Below are 18,558 nucleotides of genomic sequence, written 5' to 3'. Positions count from 1 at the left end.
CCCGTATATGTTGTGTTTTTTGTTATTATTTAGCTGTTGTTTTTTCGTGTTTTTGCTATCACTAACAATGATTAGCTCGCTAATTTGTCTCTTAAACCTTTAAATTCAGGCATTAAAGAAACAAGGTGCTTGCTGTAGTCATGTTGTGGATTAGTGAATAATTCTTCTGTCGGTGCGACTTCAAGCAGTTTACCTTTTTGCATTACACCTACGCGGTCACTGATTTGGCGAATAACCGGTAAATCATGGCTGATGAACAACATTGTTAGATTGAGTTCATCTTGTAAATCTTTTAGCAGGTTAAGAATTTGCGCTTGAACCGATACATCTAATGCCGATGTTGGTTCATCACAAATTAATAAACGCGGACGTGTTGCCAGTGCTCGGGCAATTGAAATACGTTGACGTTGACCACCAGAGAATTCGTGTGGGTATTTAACCCCAGCCATTCTGCCTAGCCCTACGTGATCAAGTAGATCATGTACAATTTGACGAATCTCAGCTTCTGATGATGCCAGTTTATGGAAACGAATAGGTTCAGAAATGATGTCAAAAATTTTCATTCTTGGATTCATCGACGTGTATGGATTTTGGAATACCATTTGCATTTGACGACGAATTGGGCGACGTTCTTTTTCAGATTTAATCGCGGTTAAATCGATGCCTTCAAACGTGATCTTACCTTCGTTTGGCGCATACAGACCAGCGATAATACGGGCTATAGTTGATTTACCTGAACCTGACTCACCAACTAAGCCAAAGGTTTCACCTTCTTTAATATCGAAGCTTACTTTATTTGATGCTTGTACGTATTCACGCTTACTTTCAAAGAATGAATCTTTCGTCACAAAGCGCAAGCTTACATCGTCAACAGTCAACAGTGGACCGGTGAATTCACGTTGGTCTTCACTTTGGCCTAACCAATGGTTTTTAATATCAATTTGCTTCATTTCGACAGCTTCTTCGATATAGCTTACCAGTGGGAAACGATCTAGTTTGATATCTGAACGTGGTACGGCAGAAATTAGGCTTCGCGTATAGTCATGTTCAGGATCACTAAGTACTTGCTTCGTTGGCCCAAACTCTACCAGATCACCGCGATACATTACTGCGATTTTATCGGTCACGTTTGATACAACACCCATATCATGAGTTACCAGCATACAACCGACGTTTTTCTTGATACACAGTTCGCGAATAAGCGTTAGAATTTGGTCTTGAATTGATACATCAAGTGCAGTTGTTGGTTCATCGGCAATGATTAAATCAGGCTCACAAGACAAAGCGATGGCGATAACGACACGCTGTCTCATACCACCTGAGAATTGGTGAGGATATTGTTTAATGCGTAATTCAGGTTCTGGAATACCCACTTGTTCCATCAAGCTAAGTGAACGGCTAACAGCTTCTGCTTTGCTAACATCTAAATTCGCAAGGATAGTTTCAACCATTTGCTGTTCGATAGTGAACAGTGGATTTAGCGATGTCATTGGATCTTGGAAAATAAAGCCGATTTTAGAGCCACGTACAGAACGCATCTCTTCAGGTGTTAAGCCTGATACTTTTTCACCTTCAAGGAATACTTCACCGCTTGCGATCACACCTGGTGGGCTTAACAGATCAATAATGGCATTACCCACAGTTGATTTACCTGCACCAGATTCGCCAACTACACCAACAATTTCACCGCGTTCAATAGCAAACGACAATGATTTCACTGCTGCGTGAACACCGTGTCGAGACGGATATTCGATGCGAAGATTTTTTACTTCTAATAAAGACATTACCAGACCCTTATAACTCGATGATTCTACATCCAGTCTGAAAAATTGATTCCATTCATTATCAGCAGTACATGTCACTGATATGTTACGTGAGTATTAATCTGACAAAAAAACTGCGATAAAGCAACATAAAAGGTATAAAAATCTAGATTCCGTAAGTTTTTTGCACTAAAACGCAGGTTATCCCTAGTTTTTTTAGATTTATCAAAAATATTTTAGCTGTTAAATGTAGACTTTTTACGTTAAATCAACTAAAAAGTAATACGTTAACTATTTTGTAACACCCTGGCTTAAAGCTTGATAAATCCAGTTCATGACTGGTCCTGTGGCTTGATCTCGACGCTTAACAATGCCCATTTCAATCAATAGTGGCTCAGTAATGTGGGTAGTGGATAATTCTACTAAAGCACCTTTATACCAGTGTATATTCGCAACATGCTCGGGTACTAACGCCCAGCCTATTCCTCTAATGACGAGCTCGGTTATGTAATAATAGCTGTCTATATGCCAATGATTAGGTGAAATTGCTTTGGCTTGTGTTGTGCCGGTTCGATCGCGAATAACGAGTTCTCTAAATTGGTTTAACTGTTCTATTTTAGGCTCTCGGATCTTAGCAAGCGGATGTTCAGGTGCCACAATCAAGGATTGGCTAAATTTACCAATCGACATGAATTCGAGTGAATCTAGTTGTGTTTTTAAATGGAATAGGATCCCGAGATCGGCTTTTTTCTCATCAACCCATTTCGCAATATCGGCTTGCGAACCGCTAATTATATTGATTTTCAGTAACGGAAATTGCTTCGCTATATCAGTAAATAAATGTTGAAATGCCGTGATAGGGGATGCTTCATCCATGGCAATCGTCAGCGAGATTTCTTCACCACCTGACACTGTTAACGCGCGCGACTGTAGACGCTGGCATTGTTGTAATACCGCTTCAGCTTCGGCATACATGTCTTCGCCTGCGAGTGTCAGTACGGGGAGCCGTGCACTGCGGTCAAACAAAATGATGTTAAGATCGGTTTCTAAATTGGCAATAGCGGTGCTAACGCGCGATTGTGCTTTACCTAAATGGCGTGCTGCAGCAGAGAAAGACCCCAGCTTTACGGCGGTAACAAATGCTTCTAATTGATCGACGGTCCAGTTCATCTTATTTCTCTCAGTGTCTCTAAATGCTGTCTGGCGGGGTGTTATCCTCGCTAACTATCCGAAATTCGGATGGATGCTAACTTTCATCAATATCAAAAACAAGCATAATCCTTAAAATAATAATGTATTCAATAGTTGTAAGAGGTTTTTGTGAGTTCATCACAGTTACAAGTAGATCCACTAGCTAAAAACGTGCGTGACGTTGCATCGGACGCTGATATTAAACGTTCTTTTTGGCGTTATGCTATCCCATCAATTACCGCGATGTTAGTGAGTGGTCTTTATCAAATTATCGATGGTATTTTTGTTGGTCACTATGTCGGTGTCGACGGGCTTGCTGCGATTAATATGGCGTGGCCGATCACCTTTGTCGTGTCTGGATTGGGTATCATGGTTGGCATGGGCGGTGGCAGCTTAATATCGATGAAGCGAGGTGAACAAGACTCAACCTCTGCTCAGCAAGCGCTTAATGCCAGTTTTTTATTAATGCTAGTGTTAGCAATGTTTTCGGCCATGGGTTTGTTTCTATGGGGCGCTGATTTACTGCGGGTACAAGGTGGTGAAGGTACTATCTTCACGTTAGGTTTTGATTACGTGAATATTTTTTCCTATGGTACCATTGCGACTATTATGGCGACGGCTATTCCTATGCTTGTGCGTAATGATGAAAGCCCTAATGTGGCAACGGCATTGATGATCTTTGGCGCGCTGTTAAATATTGTACTTGATTATGTACTCATTGGCTTGTGGCAATGGCAACTTGAAGGTGCAGCATTAGCGACGATCATTGCTCAGTTAACTATCGCTATCATAGGTATTGGCTATTTTCTTTCACAGTACTCAAGCTTAAAGTTTGATCGTAGTTTGGTGCGTGTTAACCCCCGGATGATGAGTACTATTATTGGCTTGGGCGCGTCATCGTTAGTGATGTATTTGTATACCAGTTTTGTGTTTGCATTGCATAATCGTTTATTCATGCAATATGGCACGTCAGTGACTGTCGGTGCGTTTGCCATTGTTGGTTATATTATGACGCTGTATTACTTGGTTGCGGAAGGTATTGCTGAAGGTATGCAACCACCGGTGAGTTATTACTTTGGTGCCCAGCAGTTTGAAAATATCAAAAAAATGCTGCTATTGTCGATAAAAGTAACGGTAATTGCCGGCGTTGGTTTTATCGTGATTTTAAATGTCATGCCGAATCTGATGATCAGTTTATTTACCAGTGACGATCCGCAGCTGGTTTCAGAGGCTAAAAATGGTATTCGCTTACATTTATTCTCGATGTTTTTGGATGGTATTATTGTATTAGCATCGGTGTATTTTATGGCGATAGGTAAGGGTGGTAAAGCCTTGGCGATATCTGTGGGGAATATGTTTATTCAATTACCATTTCTGTACTTTTTACCGCAATGGTTAGGCGTGGACGGGATCTGGTTAGCCTTGCCTTTATCTAATATTGTACTGTTTGCGATTGTGGCACCTTTGGTATGGCATGATATAAAGCAACGAGAAAAGGCTTCTGTCGTTAACCATATGACCCATGAGCTGGGTTAATATTTGAGGTGGTAATACCGAGGCTAAGGTGCTAATAACAAGGTGAGAGATAATCGTTCACCTTGTTATTTAGTACTGTTATTTGATATTAGCCATAGCCAAGGCTATTCAGAAAATGTCGATAAATGCTGCTTCACTTCATCAGATGCGAATGCATGTTCAATGCTGATGTTGTAAATGTTGAAGTAGTCTTCACGATTTAAGTTAAACTCTTCCATTACCTTACGCACTTCATCTGTCATCGTAGTATTTGACACGGTACGGTTATCGGTATTAATGGTTATTTGAATACCATCTTGATAGAAAGCTTTAACTGGATGATTAGCTAAGTTTTCAACTGCTTTTGTTTGCACATTACTGCTTGGACAAGTTTCTAAGGCAATGTTTTGCGCTTTAACTAGATCGTATGCGCCTTCATGGCCAGTAATATGAATACCGTGACCAACACGTTCTGCACCTAATAATGATACTGCATCAAATACATTTTGACCGACGCCTTGCTCACCAGCATGAATGGTTACACGGTAACCTTTTTCAATCGCATATTCTGCATAAGGCACAAATTCAGCGCAGAATCCCGGTGCTTCACCACCGGCTAGATCGAAGGCAACAATACCGTCGTTTAAGTATTTCGCTGCCGTATCCAATACTTCTTTGATTCTATCTTTTGGCATGTGACGCAAGATAGATAAAATGTAGTTACCTTTGATGTCATACATGGCTTCGGCACGTTTCATACCTGCAACGACACTATCAAATACTTGCTCAAGGGTTAAACCTTGTTCTAAATGCAGCATAGGACCAAAACGTACTTCCAGGTATTTGACGTTTTCTTGTGCCGCATCTTCAAATAATTCAAAAGAAATACGCTCGATACCTGCTGCTGTTTGCATTACTGATAATGGCAAGTCAAAGCGTTGTAGGTATTCCCCAAGATCGGTACATGTCTCAGGTGCGATCATCAAGGTTCTGATTTCTTCAATGTCATTACTTGGTAGGGTAATGTTTTGTTCTGCTGCAAGCGCAATGATTGTTTCTGGGCGAACACTGCCATCTAAGTGGCAATGCAGGTCAATCTTTGGTAAGTCAAAGTAATTCATGAGTCTCTACCTTTATATATTATTTTAGGTTTTAAAGTTACAGACTTCATAATCAAGAGTTTAAGGATCTTGGTAGAAACTCCCAAACCATATTATTGGGATTATACGAAGTGATTTAACTGCGTAGTTTAGCAGTATGGTTTAAACACTGCAATTCGTGGATCGTCCCCTTTAGCGTTATCAATGTCGGTGTTACTACCTTGATTAACGATAGAACTATTTATTGTGGTATTAGGTATAAATAGTGTCTAATTAAGTATCGCTAGTGTGGAATTAAGGCATAGGACTTTATTATGAAGATTCAAATATCGGCAAGTAATGCGCTGTGTAAATGGATGAAACTGGATTTAGATAGAATACCCAGTATCGACGGTAAGCGTATCGGTACTCAAACGATAACCACAGACGCTGAAACACTTGCTTGGCAATGTCATGTAATAAAAAACCACAACAATGATTACAACGGCACTGTTATTGCGGTTGAAGCCCGTAGCCGATATGTCATTATTATCCCAGATCTAGTCCCTCTAACTCAAGCTGAGTTCGAAGAGCTGTTTTTAGGACGGCTGTTTATTGAAGTGGTTAATTTAATGCTAGATCGCCGGGCTATTGAAGAGTCTGTTGCTGACATCGTCGCGTCTGATTTTTCCGCGCAGGATAAGCAATTCTGCTGGTTTAAAAATACCGACTTGAGTGTCAACGGTCATGTTAGTGATGCCGAGTCTTGGATCCGTCAAAGTTGTGACAATAATGATGTAACGGCTTATAGCGATGATGAAGCGTATGGTTTGTCTATGCACATAAATGAAATGCATAAACGTATTGCTAAAGAAGGACGTAATAGCCGTTTTGTTCCGGTCGAACGTCTGCTTGAAGATGCTTTATTTCGTTTTGCCAAAGGTTTATCCCGTGATAGTTATCCAGATACACCTAATGGCCACTTTCCAAGCCCTTATCCAAAACCGATTGCAGTTAATAAACAAGAACCGAAAGTGATACCTGATAATGTGGTTTGCTTAGCAAACTTTCGTAAGAAAAAATTGTAGTAAAGGTCGGCCAGTTACCCCTTAAATATTGATGCTAACCAGTCTTTTTACATATCAAAACTATCAAATGATAATCTACCTACATTTAATTAGAATAAGATGCCTACTTTATGGGTAGTGTGATGAACCTTGGATGTTAATTGATTGCTTAATAAGGTTGATTGATTAGTAACTGTAAACAACTGTAAACTATTGTAAATAATAGAAACCAATAAGCTACTTAACTATATTAGAAGTCTTTGTTAGCTAAAAGAAAGGTTTTAAAGCAGGTCTCCCACTAAACATTCTGATTATTAATTTAATGCTGATTTACTCTTAAGGGTTCAAAATGAAAAAAACAATCTTGGCTGTAACTATTTTCGCATCACTTTTATCTGGTTGTATTACTACTGGCGGTTCTGCATCTTATGTTGAACTTCAAGAAGAAGGTCAAGATCTTTATTTAGAATCTGCAATGAAGGGAACTTCATATGAAGTCTTAACGGCGGAAGGCACAAAAAAAACTAATACCGTTAATACTGGTTACCAAGAATCTAAAGTCGAAGAATTAGAAAATATTAGAACCGTTGTTAATGCCACATTTTTAACTGCGAAGCCTGTTTATGAGCGTTTTTCAGAAGAAATGATAAATACGCCAGTTGTTGGTAGTTATTTTGCAGCAATTGGCAATGCTAAAAATGATGAAGATATAGCAGTAATTAATGCTGCACTATCAGCTGAAGACAAAAAAATCATTGAAGATTTCAAAGCGTCATCAGTTAGCCAAGAATTACTTGTTGGTTTAAAAGATGTTGCCGTAGTTGTGCTTGCTAACTCTGAAACATTTTATCAATTAGATACTACAGCATTAATTACAAGCGTTGATTTTTCAGACATGATGGCAGAAAAAGATCGCCTATCCCACACGACAGACCAGTTACTCTACATGAATGATACTGTTGTTTCTGCCTACAATAATTATCAAGTTATTTCTGCTATGAGCAATGCTGAATAAGTTTTATTAAGTAATATAAGCCGATGATTACTCATCGGCTTTTTTGTGTAAATAGAAGAGAATGTATGAAAAAAATACTTATAGTCGTATTAACCGGAATCCTGATGTCAGGTTGTGGAACGACTAATTTGAAAATTAATTCACAAGCAGATCTTGATGCGAATTCGCAAATTAGTACAGTTAGTCGAGAAGCATTGTTTGAAAGTGAGAATATCGAATTACCAAGTAATTACGATGTAAAAGCATTTAACAAAATGCGTATTGCTGCTTATGTTGATCGAATAAAATTCGAAAAAAATGCGGAAGTGACGAATATTGAAAATAGTATAATCGCCAAATTATTAGAGAATGAATTATCAAGAACTAAGCGTTATGACGTATTAACGCGTAACTGTAGCTCATGTGATTATGAAATTGCTTTTCAAGCTGAGAATACTGTAGATAAAGGAGCAATTCAGCGCGGAGAAAAAATCAATCCTGACTTTGTATTTGAAACCTCGATCGCGCTTGGTACGGTTATCAAAAAACTGTCTGATCATAATCAGATCATATTTCGCAGCTTAGTAACAACAAAAGTGGTTAACCCTACTACGGGTGAAATCGTACATGCATTTGAACCTATCCGTCATAATATGCCTGCCAAAAGATACTTTGCTATTGAAGGTAAATTCTTAGCTGGTTTTGATTATAGAGACCAAAACGAACTGCAAGAAGCTTATAAAGAAGCTGCACAAAAAGCGATTCAAGTCTTAGTTAACCGCACTATTGATTATTATCCTGTAGGTGGCCGAGTCACCAATTTTCGAAATGGCCGATTCGCTATCAACGCTGGTATTAATCAAGGTTTTGCTGTGAAGCAACCTGTTGTGCTGTTCCTAAGCGATGATGGCCTAGATATTCCTATCGCATCGGGTGAAGTGACGCCAAAAGGCGACTCAGGTTCTGGTGTTATGTTTATTTGGAAAGAAGATGATGCCGATGCTGAACAAGTGAAGAAAAAGCTTGAGGCGATGGGTAAAGAATACCTCAAACGTAATAAGATTTACGCGGTATCTGTTGGCACACCAGAAAACTGGAAGTTATAACACGTATGAAAAAACTACTTCGTAATATCTATTCAAGCTTAGCGATAGCAACTGCGTTGCTTTTCGCTTCCTCAACAGCGATAGCTGGCGATCCAATGGATGACGTGTTTTCATTACTTGATAGTGGTGGCGGTACGCGCTCTGGTATCAACAAGCTTGATGGGTATTACGTTGTAGCAATGGGCACATCGAGTCGTTCTTCAGAAGCAAAAGGTTATGAAGAAGCGAGAATAAATGCTTTGCGCCAGTTAACCGAAATGATTAATGGCGTAACGATGAGTGGTAGCACTAGCTCCTCTATGAGCCATGTTACTGTTTCAGAAGGTAATAATAACAGTGATTTTTCTAAAGAGTCTTTTTTAGAGGTTGTCAATGTTGGCTTTAAGGGGCAATTATCAGCGGCTAAAATGTTGAAAAAAGGCAAATATGACGGTGACTATTTTGTTGCGATTAGTATTGCGCAGTCAGATATCAAAAATGTAAATATGCTTCAATCTACATCCGGTAATTTGAATGGCAGTGGTAACACTATCATCATATCGACAGATGCTGGTAATCAAAGTATTGCTGACTTTAATAACGCATCTTCTTCTGTTGAAGCGAAAGGTTTGGCATCAATGACTGTGGGTGAACAAAAAGCACGAGAACAAGCATTACAGGACGCCATTCGTAACGCGGTTCAACAGGCTCAAGGTGTCATGTTACAAGGCAAGTCTGGTACATTTAATGATGCATTGACATTGGCGCTGTCCACGAAAACAGAAGGCTATGTCAATGAATACGAAATCTTAGATGAAGATATTGAACGCGGTAGCTATTACGTCATTTTAATGGCTGAGGTTAATTCTGGGAAATTATTAAATGATGTTAACTTTTATCTCAATGTACTAGGTAATCCAATATTTACGGTCAGCTCAGATAATAAATCAAAATCAGCCTGGATCACTGATGAATTAGAGCGACTTGGTTTTTCTATTAATGATGGAAAAACGAAAGCGACTCACTCCTTCTCTTTAAAGCAAAGTCAGCGTGCGGTTGAAGACCACAAAGGCAGTAAAGGTATTGAAACAGAGTTAACAGTGACGCTAAAAGACAATAATAGCGGTGACATTTTATTAACTGTTATCAATGAACCTATCAAGACGCGGATCTACGTTAAGCCAATGAGTCGCGCTAAACAAGTTTCAGAGCATGTTGCGTATAAACAAATGCAAAGCAAACTTGGCATCGAAGTTATTCAATCTTTGGCAAAAAATGCTGAAAAAGGCACTGTTTATCAAATAGTCTTAAAAAATGCAAAACGTACCGATGTTGATATTTTTAAACACGTTTTAAACAACGGTACTGCAGGTAGTGTTGAATCTTGGGATTGGGATAAAACAGGTAAAAAGATGACTTTGAACTACCGCTTTTCGGGACCGCTTAGTGAAGCTTTCGACGAAGGTTTACAAGAGATATATCGTACTTTTAAAACACAGGGTAAAGGCCGACGTCCACATATGGAAAAGAAGGATCCGCGTTCAGCATATTTTAATATGGTAAGAAGTTAATCGAGCGGTTTACCCTATTTTAACCACGGAACTTTAATGAGAACAGTGATGAAAAAATTATTACAAATATTAACGCTATCAGCGTTAACTACAGCCGTTTCTGCAAATGTAGTGACACCTAATGTTGTCCAACCTGCTGACGTGGAACAACCACAGTTACAAGAGTCTCCAACACCTGGGATCCAAGATGCTTATGAGCATGTCGTTGGCATGTCGAATAGCTATAAACATAAACTAGAAAAGGCGTTGGCTAAAGCGGGTAAGAAGCATATCGTGACAGTTGGTCTTTCAATTCAGGAAGTTAACGATACTACAGCATCTCAAAATTGGGGCGCTTCACGTGCAGTTGCATACACTAAAGCAATGTCTGAAGTACGTGCGGGCTATGTATCGAGTATTAATGTAAGTATTCAAACAGAAACTCTGAATAAATTATTTAATACTGATGATGCTCCTGAAATTACCAAAGCAGATTTAAATAAAGCTGGCAACGCCTTTGAAGAAATGCTGGATAAAGCCGTCGCACTAGCAAATGGTAAGTTAGATGTGGCACTCAATGAGCTTGGTGTCGATCCAGCTCAATATAATGCCGCGCCAGTTGAAAAACGTAAATTAATGATGCGTAATTTTATTGCAACCAAAACGAAAGTAACTGCTTACGGCGATCTTTCGGGTATGACCGTTAAGCGTACATTTGAAGCAACTGATGTACACGGTAATACGGTTGTTGCTGTGCTGACGCTTGTGTCTCCCAAAATGCGAGATCGTGTTCAATCATTACTTGATTCACGCGGTAATATTGCTGCAGATCCAGCAAAAATAGCTAAAGGTATTGACATTAATAGTTGGGTTGTTGAAAACGAAGATAAATTAATCTTCGAACAGGGTATCAAACTTATGTATGACACTAATGGCATGCCAATGTTAGTTTCTTTTGGTCAATTTCCGATTAAGGGTTACGGCACGAAAAAGCAGTTACGCAGTAAAGCAAAATTTGCGAAACCACATGCTTCTAATAATGCCTTCGCAAATTTTGCTGAGCTATACAACATGAATGGGCAGTATAAAAACGCGACTAAATCAGGTGTTGTTACTTCTCAGTTTGAAACGGTTAAAAGTAACGCTGATGGATCAATAGAGCGTGATCAAAAAACGCTAGAGAAAACCATTAACGAAATTAATCAAACGATGAAAACGGCAGCAAACCTTAATAATGCGGCAGGTATTAAGACTATCCACACTTGGATGATGATGCACCCATCTAACCTACAGCAAATGATTCTAGGTGAAGTGAAAGTTTGGTCTCCTGAGTCAGATAAAGCAGCTCGTCAAATTCGTGCTGGTAAGGTACCTACTAATACAGCTCAAGTTTTATCAGCCACTAAAGCAGCCGAAGAAAATTCAGGGGCTTATGAAAGTACTTTAGAGCTAGATATGGATGACTTCTAATTACATTAAATCGTAATAACAGAATCGGCAGTGATACTGTTTGTTTTTTATAAAAAATACAATAAAAATAACAAGGAATAAAAATGAAAAAAATTCTCGCTCTATCAGCAGTGATGCTGGCTCTTACGGGCTGTCAAACGACGCAACAAGCTGTTGTTGAAGCTAAACCACAACCGGCAGAATGTTACTACTACGGTAAATCAGAAATGGCAGCGCCAAACTGGATCTGTAACCCGAATGCTAACCGTGACGAGTTTATCCGCGAAGCTGTTGGGTTTAGTGGTAACACTGCTGGTGGTATTGCACATCAGAAAAACCTCGCAATCTTACAAGCTAAAAAAGAATTAGCAGACCAAGTGAAAACTGAAATAATCTCAAAAGTGAAGAGTAAAGTCGGTACTTTAGGTGTTGACGGTGCTGCTGGTGCAAGTTCAGCTACATCAGCTGAAATGGAAGCGATTGCTAATGTGCAACTTGAAGGCGTTGAAATTATTCGCTCATTCCGTGGACCTGATAGTTACTTCTACGTTCACGTCGGTCTACCTCGTGATGTGTTCAAACAAAATGTAGAAAACGTAATTGCTGCAGTAGAAGAAAAATCACCTGCGACAGTCTCGACAACAAATCCTGCTACAAATAAGCAATTATCAGATGATATTGCAAAAGCTCTTGGCGAGATGTAAGGAATAATGACTATGGTTAGATTTGTAAAACCATTGGTACTAAGCATGAGCTTGTTTACAAGTTTAGCTGTAGTTCAAAATGTGGCAGCAGAAGACAGTTTTGCGGAAAGTAAAGCGGCAATGCTTTCTACTTTTAACCAATCAAAACAAAATTCTATCGATTCTTTCGAAAATTCAAAGCTAGAATACTTAGCACAGTTCAATAAAGTGAAACAAGAACTCGCTAAAACATGGGATACCCCAGAATTAACAAGCCGCAGTACTTGGGTGCAGTACAGCCAAGATAATACTATTAAAAGAGCGGTTAATTTTGAAACAGGTAAGATTACCGTTGAAGTTGTTGGTGATAATTTAACATCTAAAAATATTGCTGATGTTGTACAAAAGCAATTAACAGAATTACAGACTGAAACAACAGCAGAAGCTTATAAAAAAGACAAAGTTGTGACCACTGAAAAACCAAGTAAATTGGTCGCAAACAATAAAATGTTACCAGACGTAAATGTTGAAGCATTAACAAAGTCGGCAACGACATCGTCGGTAATGCAAAATAATGGGCTGAAGATCACCCGGGTAAGCATGAATTACCCAAAAGATAATGTAGCAAAAAAAGGGTTAGTTTATTTACCTTCGGTGATGGAAAAGTCAGCTAAGTGGGATGTTAAACCTGACCTTATTTTAGCTATTATGCATACAGAGAGTCACTTTAACCCTATGGCTCAATCGCATATTCCGGCCTATGGTTTAATGCAGGTCGTACCTACCTCAGCAGGTCGAGATGTGACTAAGCGATTTTTAGGCAAAGAGCAATTGTTACCGGCTGAAGTGCTATTTAACCCTGAGTTCAATATTGATATTGGTACTGGCTACCTTAATATTTTACAAGCGCATTATTTACGTAAGGTGAAAAACCCTGAAATTCGTACTTATTTAGCTATTTCAGCTTACAACGGTGGGATTGGTGCAGTAGCAAGACACTTCACGGATAAAACATCATTATCCGCTTTAGCTACAAAAGCGAATACATTAGAACCCGAAGCTGTGTATTTATCACTAGTTAACGACTTTCCAGCGGCTGAAACACGAAATTATTTAAAGAAAGTATATGCTAAGCAACAGTTTTATAAAAAAATGCTAGCTGTGAGTAATATCTAAATGAAGCACTATTTATTACTTATAGTATTAACCTTCATTTACAAACCTGCTTTTGCAGCGCCTGATTGGGCAGAAAACCCGCCGAGTCAGGAAGGCTATATTATCGGTGTTGGATTAGGCGAAGATATAACAAAAGCCAAGCAGGGGGCAATTTCATCGATTGCCCGTACGCTTAATTCGAATGTAACTAGCTCTGTATCTTCTCGCGCCATGACGTCTGGCACTGAGGGGGCACACACAACACTGTCAACAAATGCTATTTCGAGTGAGGACGTATTATTACCTCATATCACCTGGGTAGAGATGGTAACGCAAGAAGGGGTCTCTTACGCAATAGGTAAAGTATCAAAAAGTGAGGTTATTGCTTTGTATGAAGATAACCTTAATATTGCCCTTAAACCGTTTGGTCACATATTAAGTAAGCAAAAAATTGATTTGAATGATTATTTATTCTTGCTGGCCAATAAAAGCAAGTTAGATTTATCTGCTAAACGAGCAAGTTCAGTTGCGTCTTCATCGACTAAAGCTAGCAATTATCATCGCGATATTGAAGTACTTTTGACGAAGCAAAATGCATTCATTGGATCTGCTTGTTTTAATGTCAAAAAAAGTAATGATCGTATGGCGGATAAAATTTACTTACCATCAATTGAAAGTGCTATTCAGTCGAGTCAATTTGTATTGAAAGATGATAAAGACTGTACGCCGGTTCGATTTAGGTCTAAAACCGAACGCACGGGTAAGACAGTTGCCAATGTTGTGATGCAAATCGATATTGGCCAACCAGCACTTGTCAGTAAAGTGATTAAATTTAAAGGACAAAGTTCAGGTTCATATAAATCAGCAATGATGGATGCCGCTAATAACTTTTCCAATTACTTTATTGATAATACCGGACTGCTCAATTCACTATTAAATGAATCGGCAAATACAATTGAAATAACATTGTAAGCTAATTTTACATCTCGCCGCTAAAACGATTGCGCTACTTCACTCTCTGTCATGCTTACACCTTTAATCTGAGCATAGACAGATTGGCCGACCTGTAGCGCCAAATCATCACAGGCCCAAGGGGTGATATTCGCCCAGATATGGTCATCGCCAAACGCTAATTTAACCTGCACATTATCATTTGCTTCCGAATGTATGATCTCGGTAATTATTGTCGGTAGAATATTACGAATACTGCTGTCTTGCGGGCGTGTTTTACACAGAGATACATGGTTAGCATGAATTCGTACGCGTAGCTTACTGTCTACAGCCAAAGGCACACCATTAATCCACAGGTAAGTACCATCAGTGAGTGATAACTTACTCATGCGATAACCTGCATTTAACGCTGTGACGGTCGCCATTAATAGCGAGCTTTGTTCTTTGGCTGGTAACCAAGGGCGCATCTCTGCACTATCCCAAACGGTTTGTAACGGACCATTCACCAACACCTTGCCTTTATCTAATACCAGCATGGTATCAGCCAGTTGTAAGATCTCATCTAAGCTATGACTGACATAAATAATCGGTAAATTAAGCGTCTTAGCCAGTTGTAATAAATAAGGGATAAGTTCACGTTTACGCGGTAGATCTAACGCAGCTAATGGCTCATCCATCAATAACATTTGCGGTCGTGTTAACAAGGCGCGGCCAATAGCAACGCGCTGTTTTTCACCACCAGAAAGGGTTGATGGATAACGGTTTAGCAATTCATCTAAGCCAAGTAACTTCACCACAGTATCAAAATGAATCTGGTCTTTATCTTTATTACCGTAATTGAGATTACCGCGTACGCTGTAGTGAGGGAATAACCGTGCTTCTTGAAACACATAACCGATACGACGGCGTTCAGGTGGTAGGCTGATCCGCTGTTGATGATGATAAAGGTGGGTATCCCCTAACGTCAGGTGGCCATTATCTGGAGTTGATAGGCCGCCGAGGATATTGACTAACGAGGTTTTACCCGCACCAGAACGTCCAAACACAGCACAGATACCTTGCATTGGAATTTGCGCATTCACTCGCAAGTCTAAATCACCAAGCTGTTTGTTTATATCAATCGTTAGCATTATGACGCGACTCGCTGTTGGGCTTTTTTGGCTAACCACTGTGATGCAGTTAAGGATAATACGGCAATGATAATAGCGATGACACACAGGCGTGCGGCTTCGTGCTCTGCGCCTGGGGTTTGAATAAAAGAGTACATGGCGAGTGGGATAGTGCGTGTTTCACCGGGTATATTAGACACAAAAGTGATGGTTGATCCAAACTCGCCTAAACTACGGGCAAAAGCTAATACCATGCCAGAAACAATACCAGGTAAAGTCAACGGTAAGGTGATGGTGAAAAAGACGCGTAAGCGATTACTACCAAGCGTACGTGCAGCTTGTTCTAAGCGAATGTCGACACTTTCAAATGACAAGCGTATAGCACGTACCATGAGTGGAAATGACACTATCGCGGCGGCTAATGCAGCGCCACGCCAACTGAAGCTGAAACTCCAACCAAACCAGTCATAAAGTACCGCGCCGATACTACCTTGACGCCCCATCGATATTAATAATATGTAACCTATGACCACTGGTGGTAGGACTAGCGGTAAGTGGATGAGGCTATCAAATAGCGACTTTCCGGGAAATTCACAACGGGCTAATATCCACGCGCATACGATGCCAAAAGGCAGGCTGAATAACACTGCGACACTGGATACTTTTAGACTCAGCAGCAGCGCTGCAATTTCATAATCACTTAACAAAGTCACTTACCTTAAATGGATAGTCCTTAAATAGACAGACCTTAAACAGACAGACCTTAAACAGAATCAACCTTAAAACCGTATTTAACAAATATTGCCTGCGCAACGTCAGATTGCAAGTATTGATAAAATGCCGATGTTGCAGCTGAGGGCGTACTTTCAACCAGAACTAATGGGTATTCGATGGGCTTATGGCTGCTGTTAGGAAAGGCTGAGACGACTTTTACTTTTTTAGCTATTTGCGCATCCGTCGCATAAACAATACCAAAAGGCGACTCACCACGCTCTACCAACGCTAATGCGCCGCGCACGTTATTCGCACGTGCTAATAGCGATATTGCTTGCGGCCATAAATCTAAATTTTCTAACGCTTGTTTTGCGTAACGACCAGCAGGGACATGATCGGGATCGCCGACTGCAATGCGGCTATCTCCCACAGCTTGGGCTATATTCCACTGTTTGTTTAATACGATGTTATCAATAGGACTTGTATTGGGGGCGATGAGCACTAATGAGTTGCGTAACAAAGTCACTCTCGATTTTGCGGCTACCGATTTTTGCTCAACCAAGTAATCCATCCATTTTTGATTTGCTGATAAATAAAGTTGAGCTGGCGCACCTTGGGCTATTTGCCTTGCTAAGGTTGATGACGATGCGAACACAAATACCGGGTCTATCTTGGTTGGATTTACCATGTTGTCCGTTTTAAACGTGTTGCCTACTTCCGTTAACGCATTGGTTAATGACGCAGCGGCAAAAACGGTGACGCGTTCGCCAGCGAATACGCAACTGCTAAACATGAATAACAGGAGGGTTGCGAGATGCTTGAATCTATGACGGTATCTTGGTGGCATTAACAACCTCTATTTTTTATTTCTATTGTTATTATGCGGGAGTGACTATTAATTATCGTTATATAGCTTACTACATAACGATTGGCAAATTTTAGCCCTGTTAAGGTAAATTAACAAGGCTAATTATGATTATCTTACGTGAGAGCTAAAATGCCACTCTGTTTCTACCGTTTTCTTTGGCGTAATATAACTTCATGTCGGCATTGATGAGTGTTTCATCAAATGAAGTGTTGTGATGCTCATGCAGCGCAATACCAGCACTTAACGTGACCGTAAATTCAATGCCATCATGGTTAAAAGCTAAATTAGCAACGCTCTTTCTGATACGTTCAGCGACAGCGATAACATTTTTATTATCATCACAAGGACCGATAATGACAAACTCTTCACCACCGTAGCGGATGCAGTAATCGCCAGTACGAGTACATTCCATCATGACGTTGGCGATTTTTTGCAGCACTTTGTCACCACAATGATGGCCATAAGTATCATTGATTTTCTTAAAATGGTCGATATCTAAAAATATCACAGCGAGTGCTCTGTTATGACGTTTCTCGTTCTCTAACATACCAGGAATGACTTCTTCTAGAAAACGCTTGGTATAGAGCTTTGTGAGTGAGTCACGTACAGATTGTTCTGATAGTTGATTGACAAAATAGTTGATCGTGATAATTGCCGAGCTAATAAACAACACAAAACCAAAAAGTAACATACCGGACGCTTTTGCTACCGTCCAAAATACATTCTTTTCCATATCATCAATATAAATACCAGTACCCACAAGCCAATCCCAAGGTTCAAAGTAGAGTACATAGCCGATTTTAGGGAACTGTTCTAATGAATCATTCTTAGACCAAAGGTAGTTAACCCAACCACCATTTTTACGTTCATCTCGCTCTATATCACGAAAAGGGTAGCTGCCATCAGTGTATTGCCAATCTAATAAGCTCATCCCAACCAGTTCCGGTTTATAGGGTTGTAACAGTATTTTACCGTCGAGCGTACTGATCCAAAAGTAGCCATTATTGCTGTAGGTCGACTCTTTAAGTGCTTCCATAGCGTATTTTTTGGCGACGTCATCAGAGAGTTGACCTGTTAAACTCAGCTCATGAAAATAGCTGACCATCCCAGATGCTGATTCAGTAAGGTGCTTTGATTGTGCTTTTTTTTCTTTTTCTAAACTGTTAGAAAAAGACATGTAAAAGAACAGTAAAAAAGCAATGAGCCCTGCAAAAATAACTGCAGACAAGCCAAACAATTTATTTTGGAGCGGTAGGCGGTATGGTTGAGTTGTAATATTCGCCATCAGGACACCGTGTTGTCATTTAGATGAGAGACATCATATTCATGCTAACAGATGATGAATATATCATTTAGAGAAAAAATACCGCAAACGATATATCTAG

At 39.8% G+C, this 18,558-nt stretch carries 16 protein-coding genes and 1 riboswitch; of the genes, 9 read left to right on the top strand and 7 right to left on the bottom strand.

Going from position 1 to position 18,558, the window contains the following annotated elements; all coding sequences use genetic code 11:
* Window positions 1–71: 71 nt before the first annotated feature.
* Both FR932_RS10550 and FR932_RS10545 read right to left on the bottom strand, forming a co-directional pair.
* A complete protein-coding gene (locus FR932_RS10550; protein WP_019440584.1) occupies window positions 72–1,784 on the bottom strand; it encodes a dipeptide ABC transporter ATP-binding protein in 1,713 nt (570 codons plus the stop codon).
* Between the two features lie 270 nt (window positions 1,785–2,054).
* Complete coding sequence (locus FR932_RS10545; protein WP_019440583.1) at window positions 2,055–2,933, bottom strand: LysR family transcriptional regulator; 879 nt, start codon at window positions 2,931–2,933, stop codon at window positions 2,055–2,057.
* 150 nt (window positions 2,934–3,083) lie between these two features.
* Here FR932_RS10545 and FR932_RS10540 point away from each other — a divergent pair, with 150 nt between their 5' ends.
* Window positions 3,084–4,490 (top strand): MATE family efflux transporter, encoded by a 1,407-nt coding sequence (locus tag FR932_RS10540; RefSeq protein ID WP_019440582.1) that lies wholly within the window; start codon window positions 3,084–3,086, stop codon window positions 4,488–4,490.
* 104 nt (window positions 4,491–4,594) lie between these two features.
* Here the strand turns inward: FR932_RS10540 and add are convergent, their stop codons facing one another.
* Complete coding sequence (gene add, locus FR932_RS10535; protein ID WP_019440581.1) at window positions 4,595–5,590, bottom strand: adenosine deaminase; 996 nt, start codon at window positions 5,588–5,590, stop codon at window positions 4,595–4,597.
* A 29-nt stretch (window positions 5,591–5,619) separates the two neighbouring features.
* A riboswitch (purine riboswitch) is annotated at window positions 5,620–5,719 on the bottom strand.
* Window positions 5,720–5,883: 164 nt separating this feature from the next.
* Between add and FR932_RS10530 the strand changes: the two genes are divergently transcribed.
* The 8 genes from FR932_RS10530 (at window position 5,884) to FR932_RS10495 (ending at window position 14,503) form a co-directional block, all read left to right on the top strand.
* Window positions 5,884–6,636 (top strand): DUF6933 domain-containing protein, encoded by a 753-nt coding sequence (locus FR932_RS10530; RefSeq protein WP_019440580.1) that lies wholly within the window; start codon window positions 5,884–5,886, stop codon window positions 6,634–6,636.
* Window positions 6,637–6,964: 328 nt separating this feature from the next.
* A complete protein-coding gene (locus FR932_RS10525; protein WP_019440579.1) occupies window positions 6,965–7,630 on the top strand; it encodes a hypothetical protein in 666 nt (221 codons plus the stop codon).
* Window positions 7,631–7,695: 65 nt separating this feature from the next.
* On the top strand, window positions 7,696–8,715 hold the full coding sequence (locus tag FR932_RS10520) for a hypothetical protein (protein ID WP_026032081.1): 1,020 nt from the start codon (window positions 7,696–7,698) through the stop codon (window positions 8,713–8,715).
* Window positions 8,716–8,720: 5 nt separating this feature from the next.
* Window positions 8,721–10,265 (top strand): flagellar assembly protein T N-terminal domain-containing protein, encoded by a 1,545-nt coding sequence (locus FR932_RS10515; RefSeq protein ID WP_019440577.1) that lies wholly within the window; start codon window positions 8,721–8,723, stop codon window positions 10,263–10,265.
* Between the two features lie 48 nt (window positions 10,266–10,313).
* Window positions 10,314–11,714 carry a DUF6844 domain-containing protein gene (locus tag FR932_RS10510; protein WP_019628854.1) on the top strand — a complete coding sequence of 467 codons (1,401 nt, stop codon included), beginning with the start codon at window positions 10,314–10,316 and terminating at the stop codon, window positions 11,712–11,714.
* Between the two features lie 83 nt (window positions 11,715–11,797).
* Window positions 11,798–12,397: an LPP20 family lipoprotein gene (locus tag FR932_RS10505; RefSeq protein ID WP_019440575.1), complete on the top strand. Its 600-nt coding sequence runs from the start codon at window positions 11,798–11,800 to the stop codon at window positions 12,395–12,397.
* A 12-nt stretch (window positions 12,398–12,409) separates the two neighbouring features.
* A complete protein-coding gene (locus FR932_RS10500) occupies window positions 12,410–13,552 on the top strand; it encodes a transglycosylase SLT domain-containing protein (RefSeq protein ID WP_019440574.1) in 1,143 nt (380 codons plus the stop codon).
* Window positions 13,553–14,503: an LPP20 family lipoprotein gene (locus FR932_RS10495; protein WP_019440573.1), complete on the top strand. Its 951-nt coding sequence runs from the start codon at window positions 13,553–13,555 to the stop codon at window positions 14,501–14,503.
* Window positions 14,504–14,523: 20 nt separating this feature from the next.
* Here the strand turns inward: FR932_RS10495 and modC are convergent, their stop codons facing one another.
* From modC to FR932_RS10475, 4 genes are all read right to left on the bottom strand, one after another.
* On the bottom strand, window positions 14,524–15,612 hold the full coding sequence (modC, locus tag FR932_RS10490; RefSeq protein WP_019440572.1) for a molybdenum ABC transporter ATP-binding protein ModC: 1,089 nt from the start codon (window positions 15,610–15,612) through the stop codon (window positions 14,524–14,526).
* Window positions 15,612–16,298 (bottom strand): molybdate ABC transporter permease subunit, encoded by a 687-nt coding sequence (gene modB / locus FR932_RS10485; protein ID WP_019440571.1) that lies wholly within the window; start codon window positions 16,296–16,298, stop codon window positions 15,612–15,614. Before modB ends, modC begins: the two co-directional genes overlap by 1 nt.
* Before the next feature lie 56 nt (window positions 16,299–16,354).
* Complete coding sequence (gene modA, locus FR932_RS10480) at window positions 16,355–17,152, bottom strand: molybdate ABC transporter substrate-binding protein (RefSeq protein ID WP_019440570.1); 798 nt, start codon at window positions 17,150–17,152, stop codon at window positions 16,355–16,357.
* 145 nt (window positions 17,153–17,297) lie between these two features.
* Window positions 17,298–18,458: a diguanylate cyclase gene (locus FR932_RS10475; RefSeq protein ID WP_019440569.1), complete on the bottom strand. Its 1,161-nt coding sequence runs from the start codon at window positions 18,456–18,458 to the stop codon at window positions 17,298–17,300.
* Window positions 18,459–18,558: the final 100 nt, after the last annotated feature.

Source organism: Moritella marina ATCC 15381, from assembly GCF_008931805.1.
GTDB classification, from domain to species: Bacteria; Pseudomonadota; Gammaproteobacteria; order Enterobacterales; family Moritellaceae; genus Moritella; species Moritella marina.
Note: the sequence above shows the minus strand (reverse complement) of the source record. Positions and strands in the feature narration are given on the sequence as shown.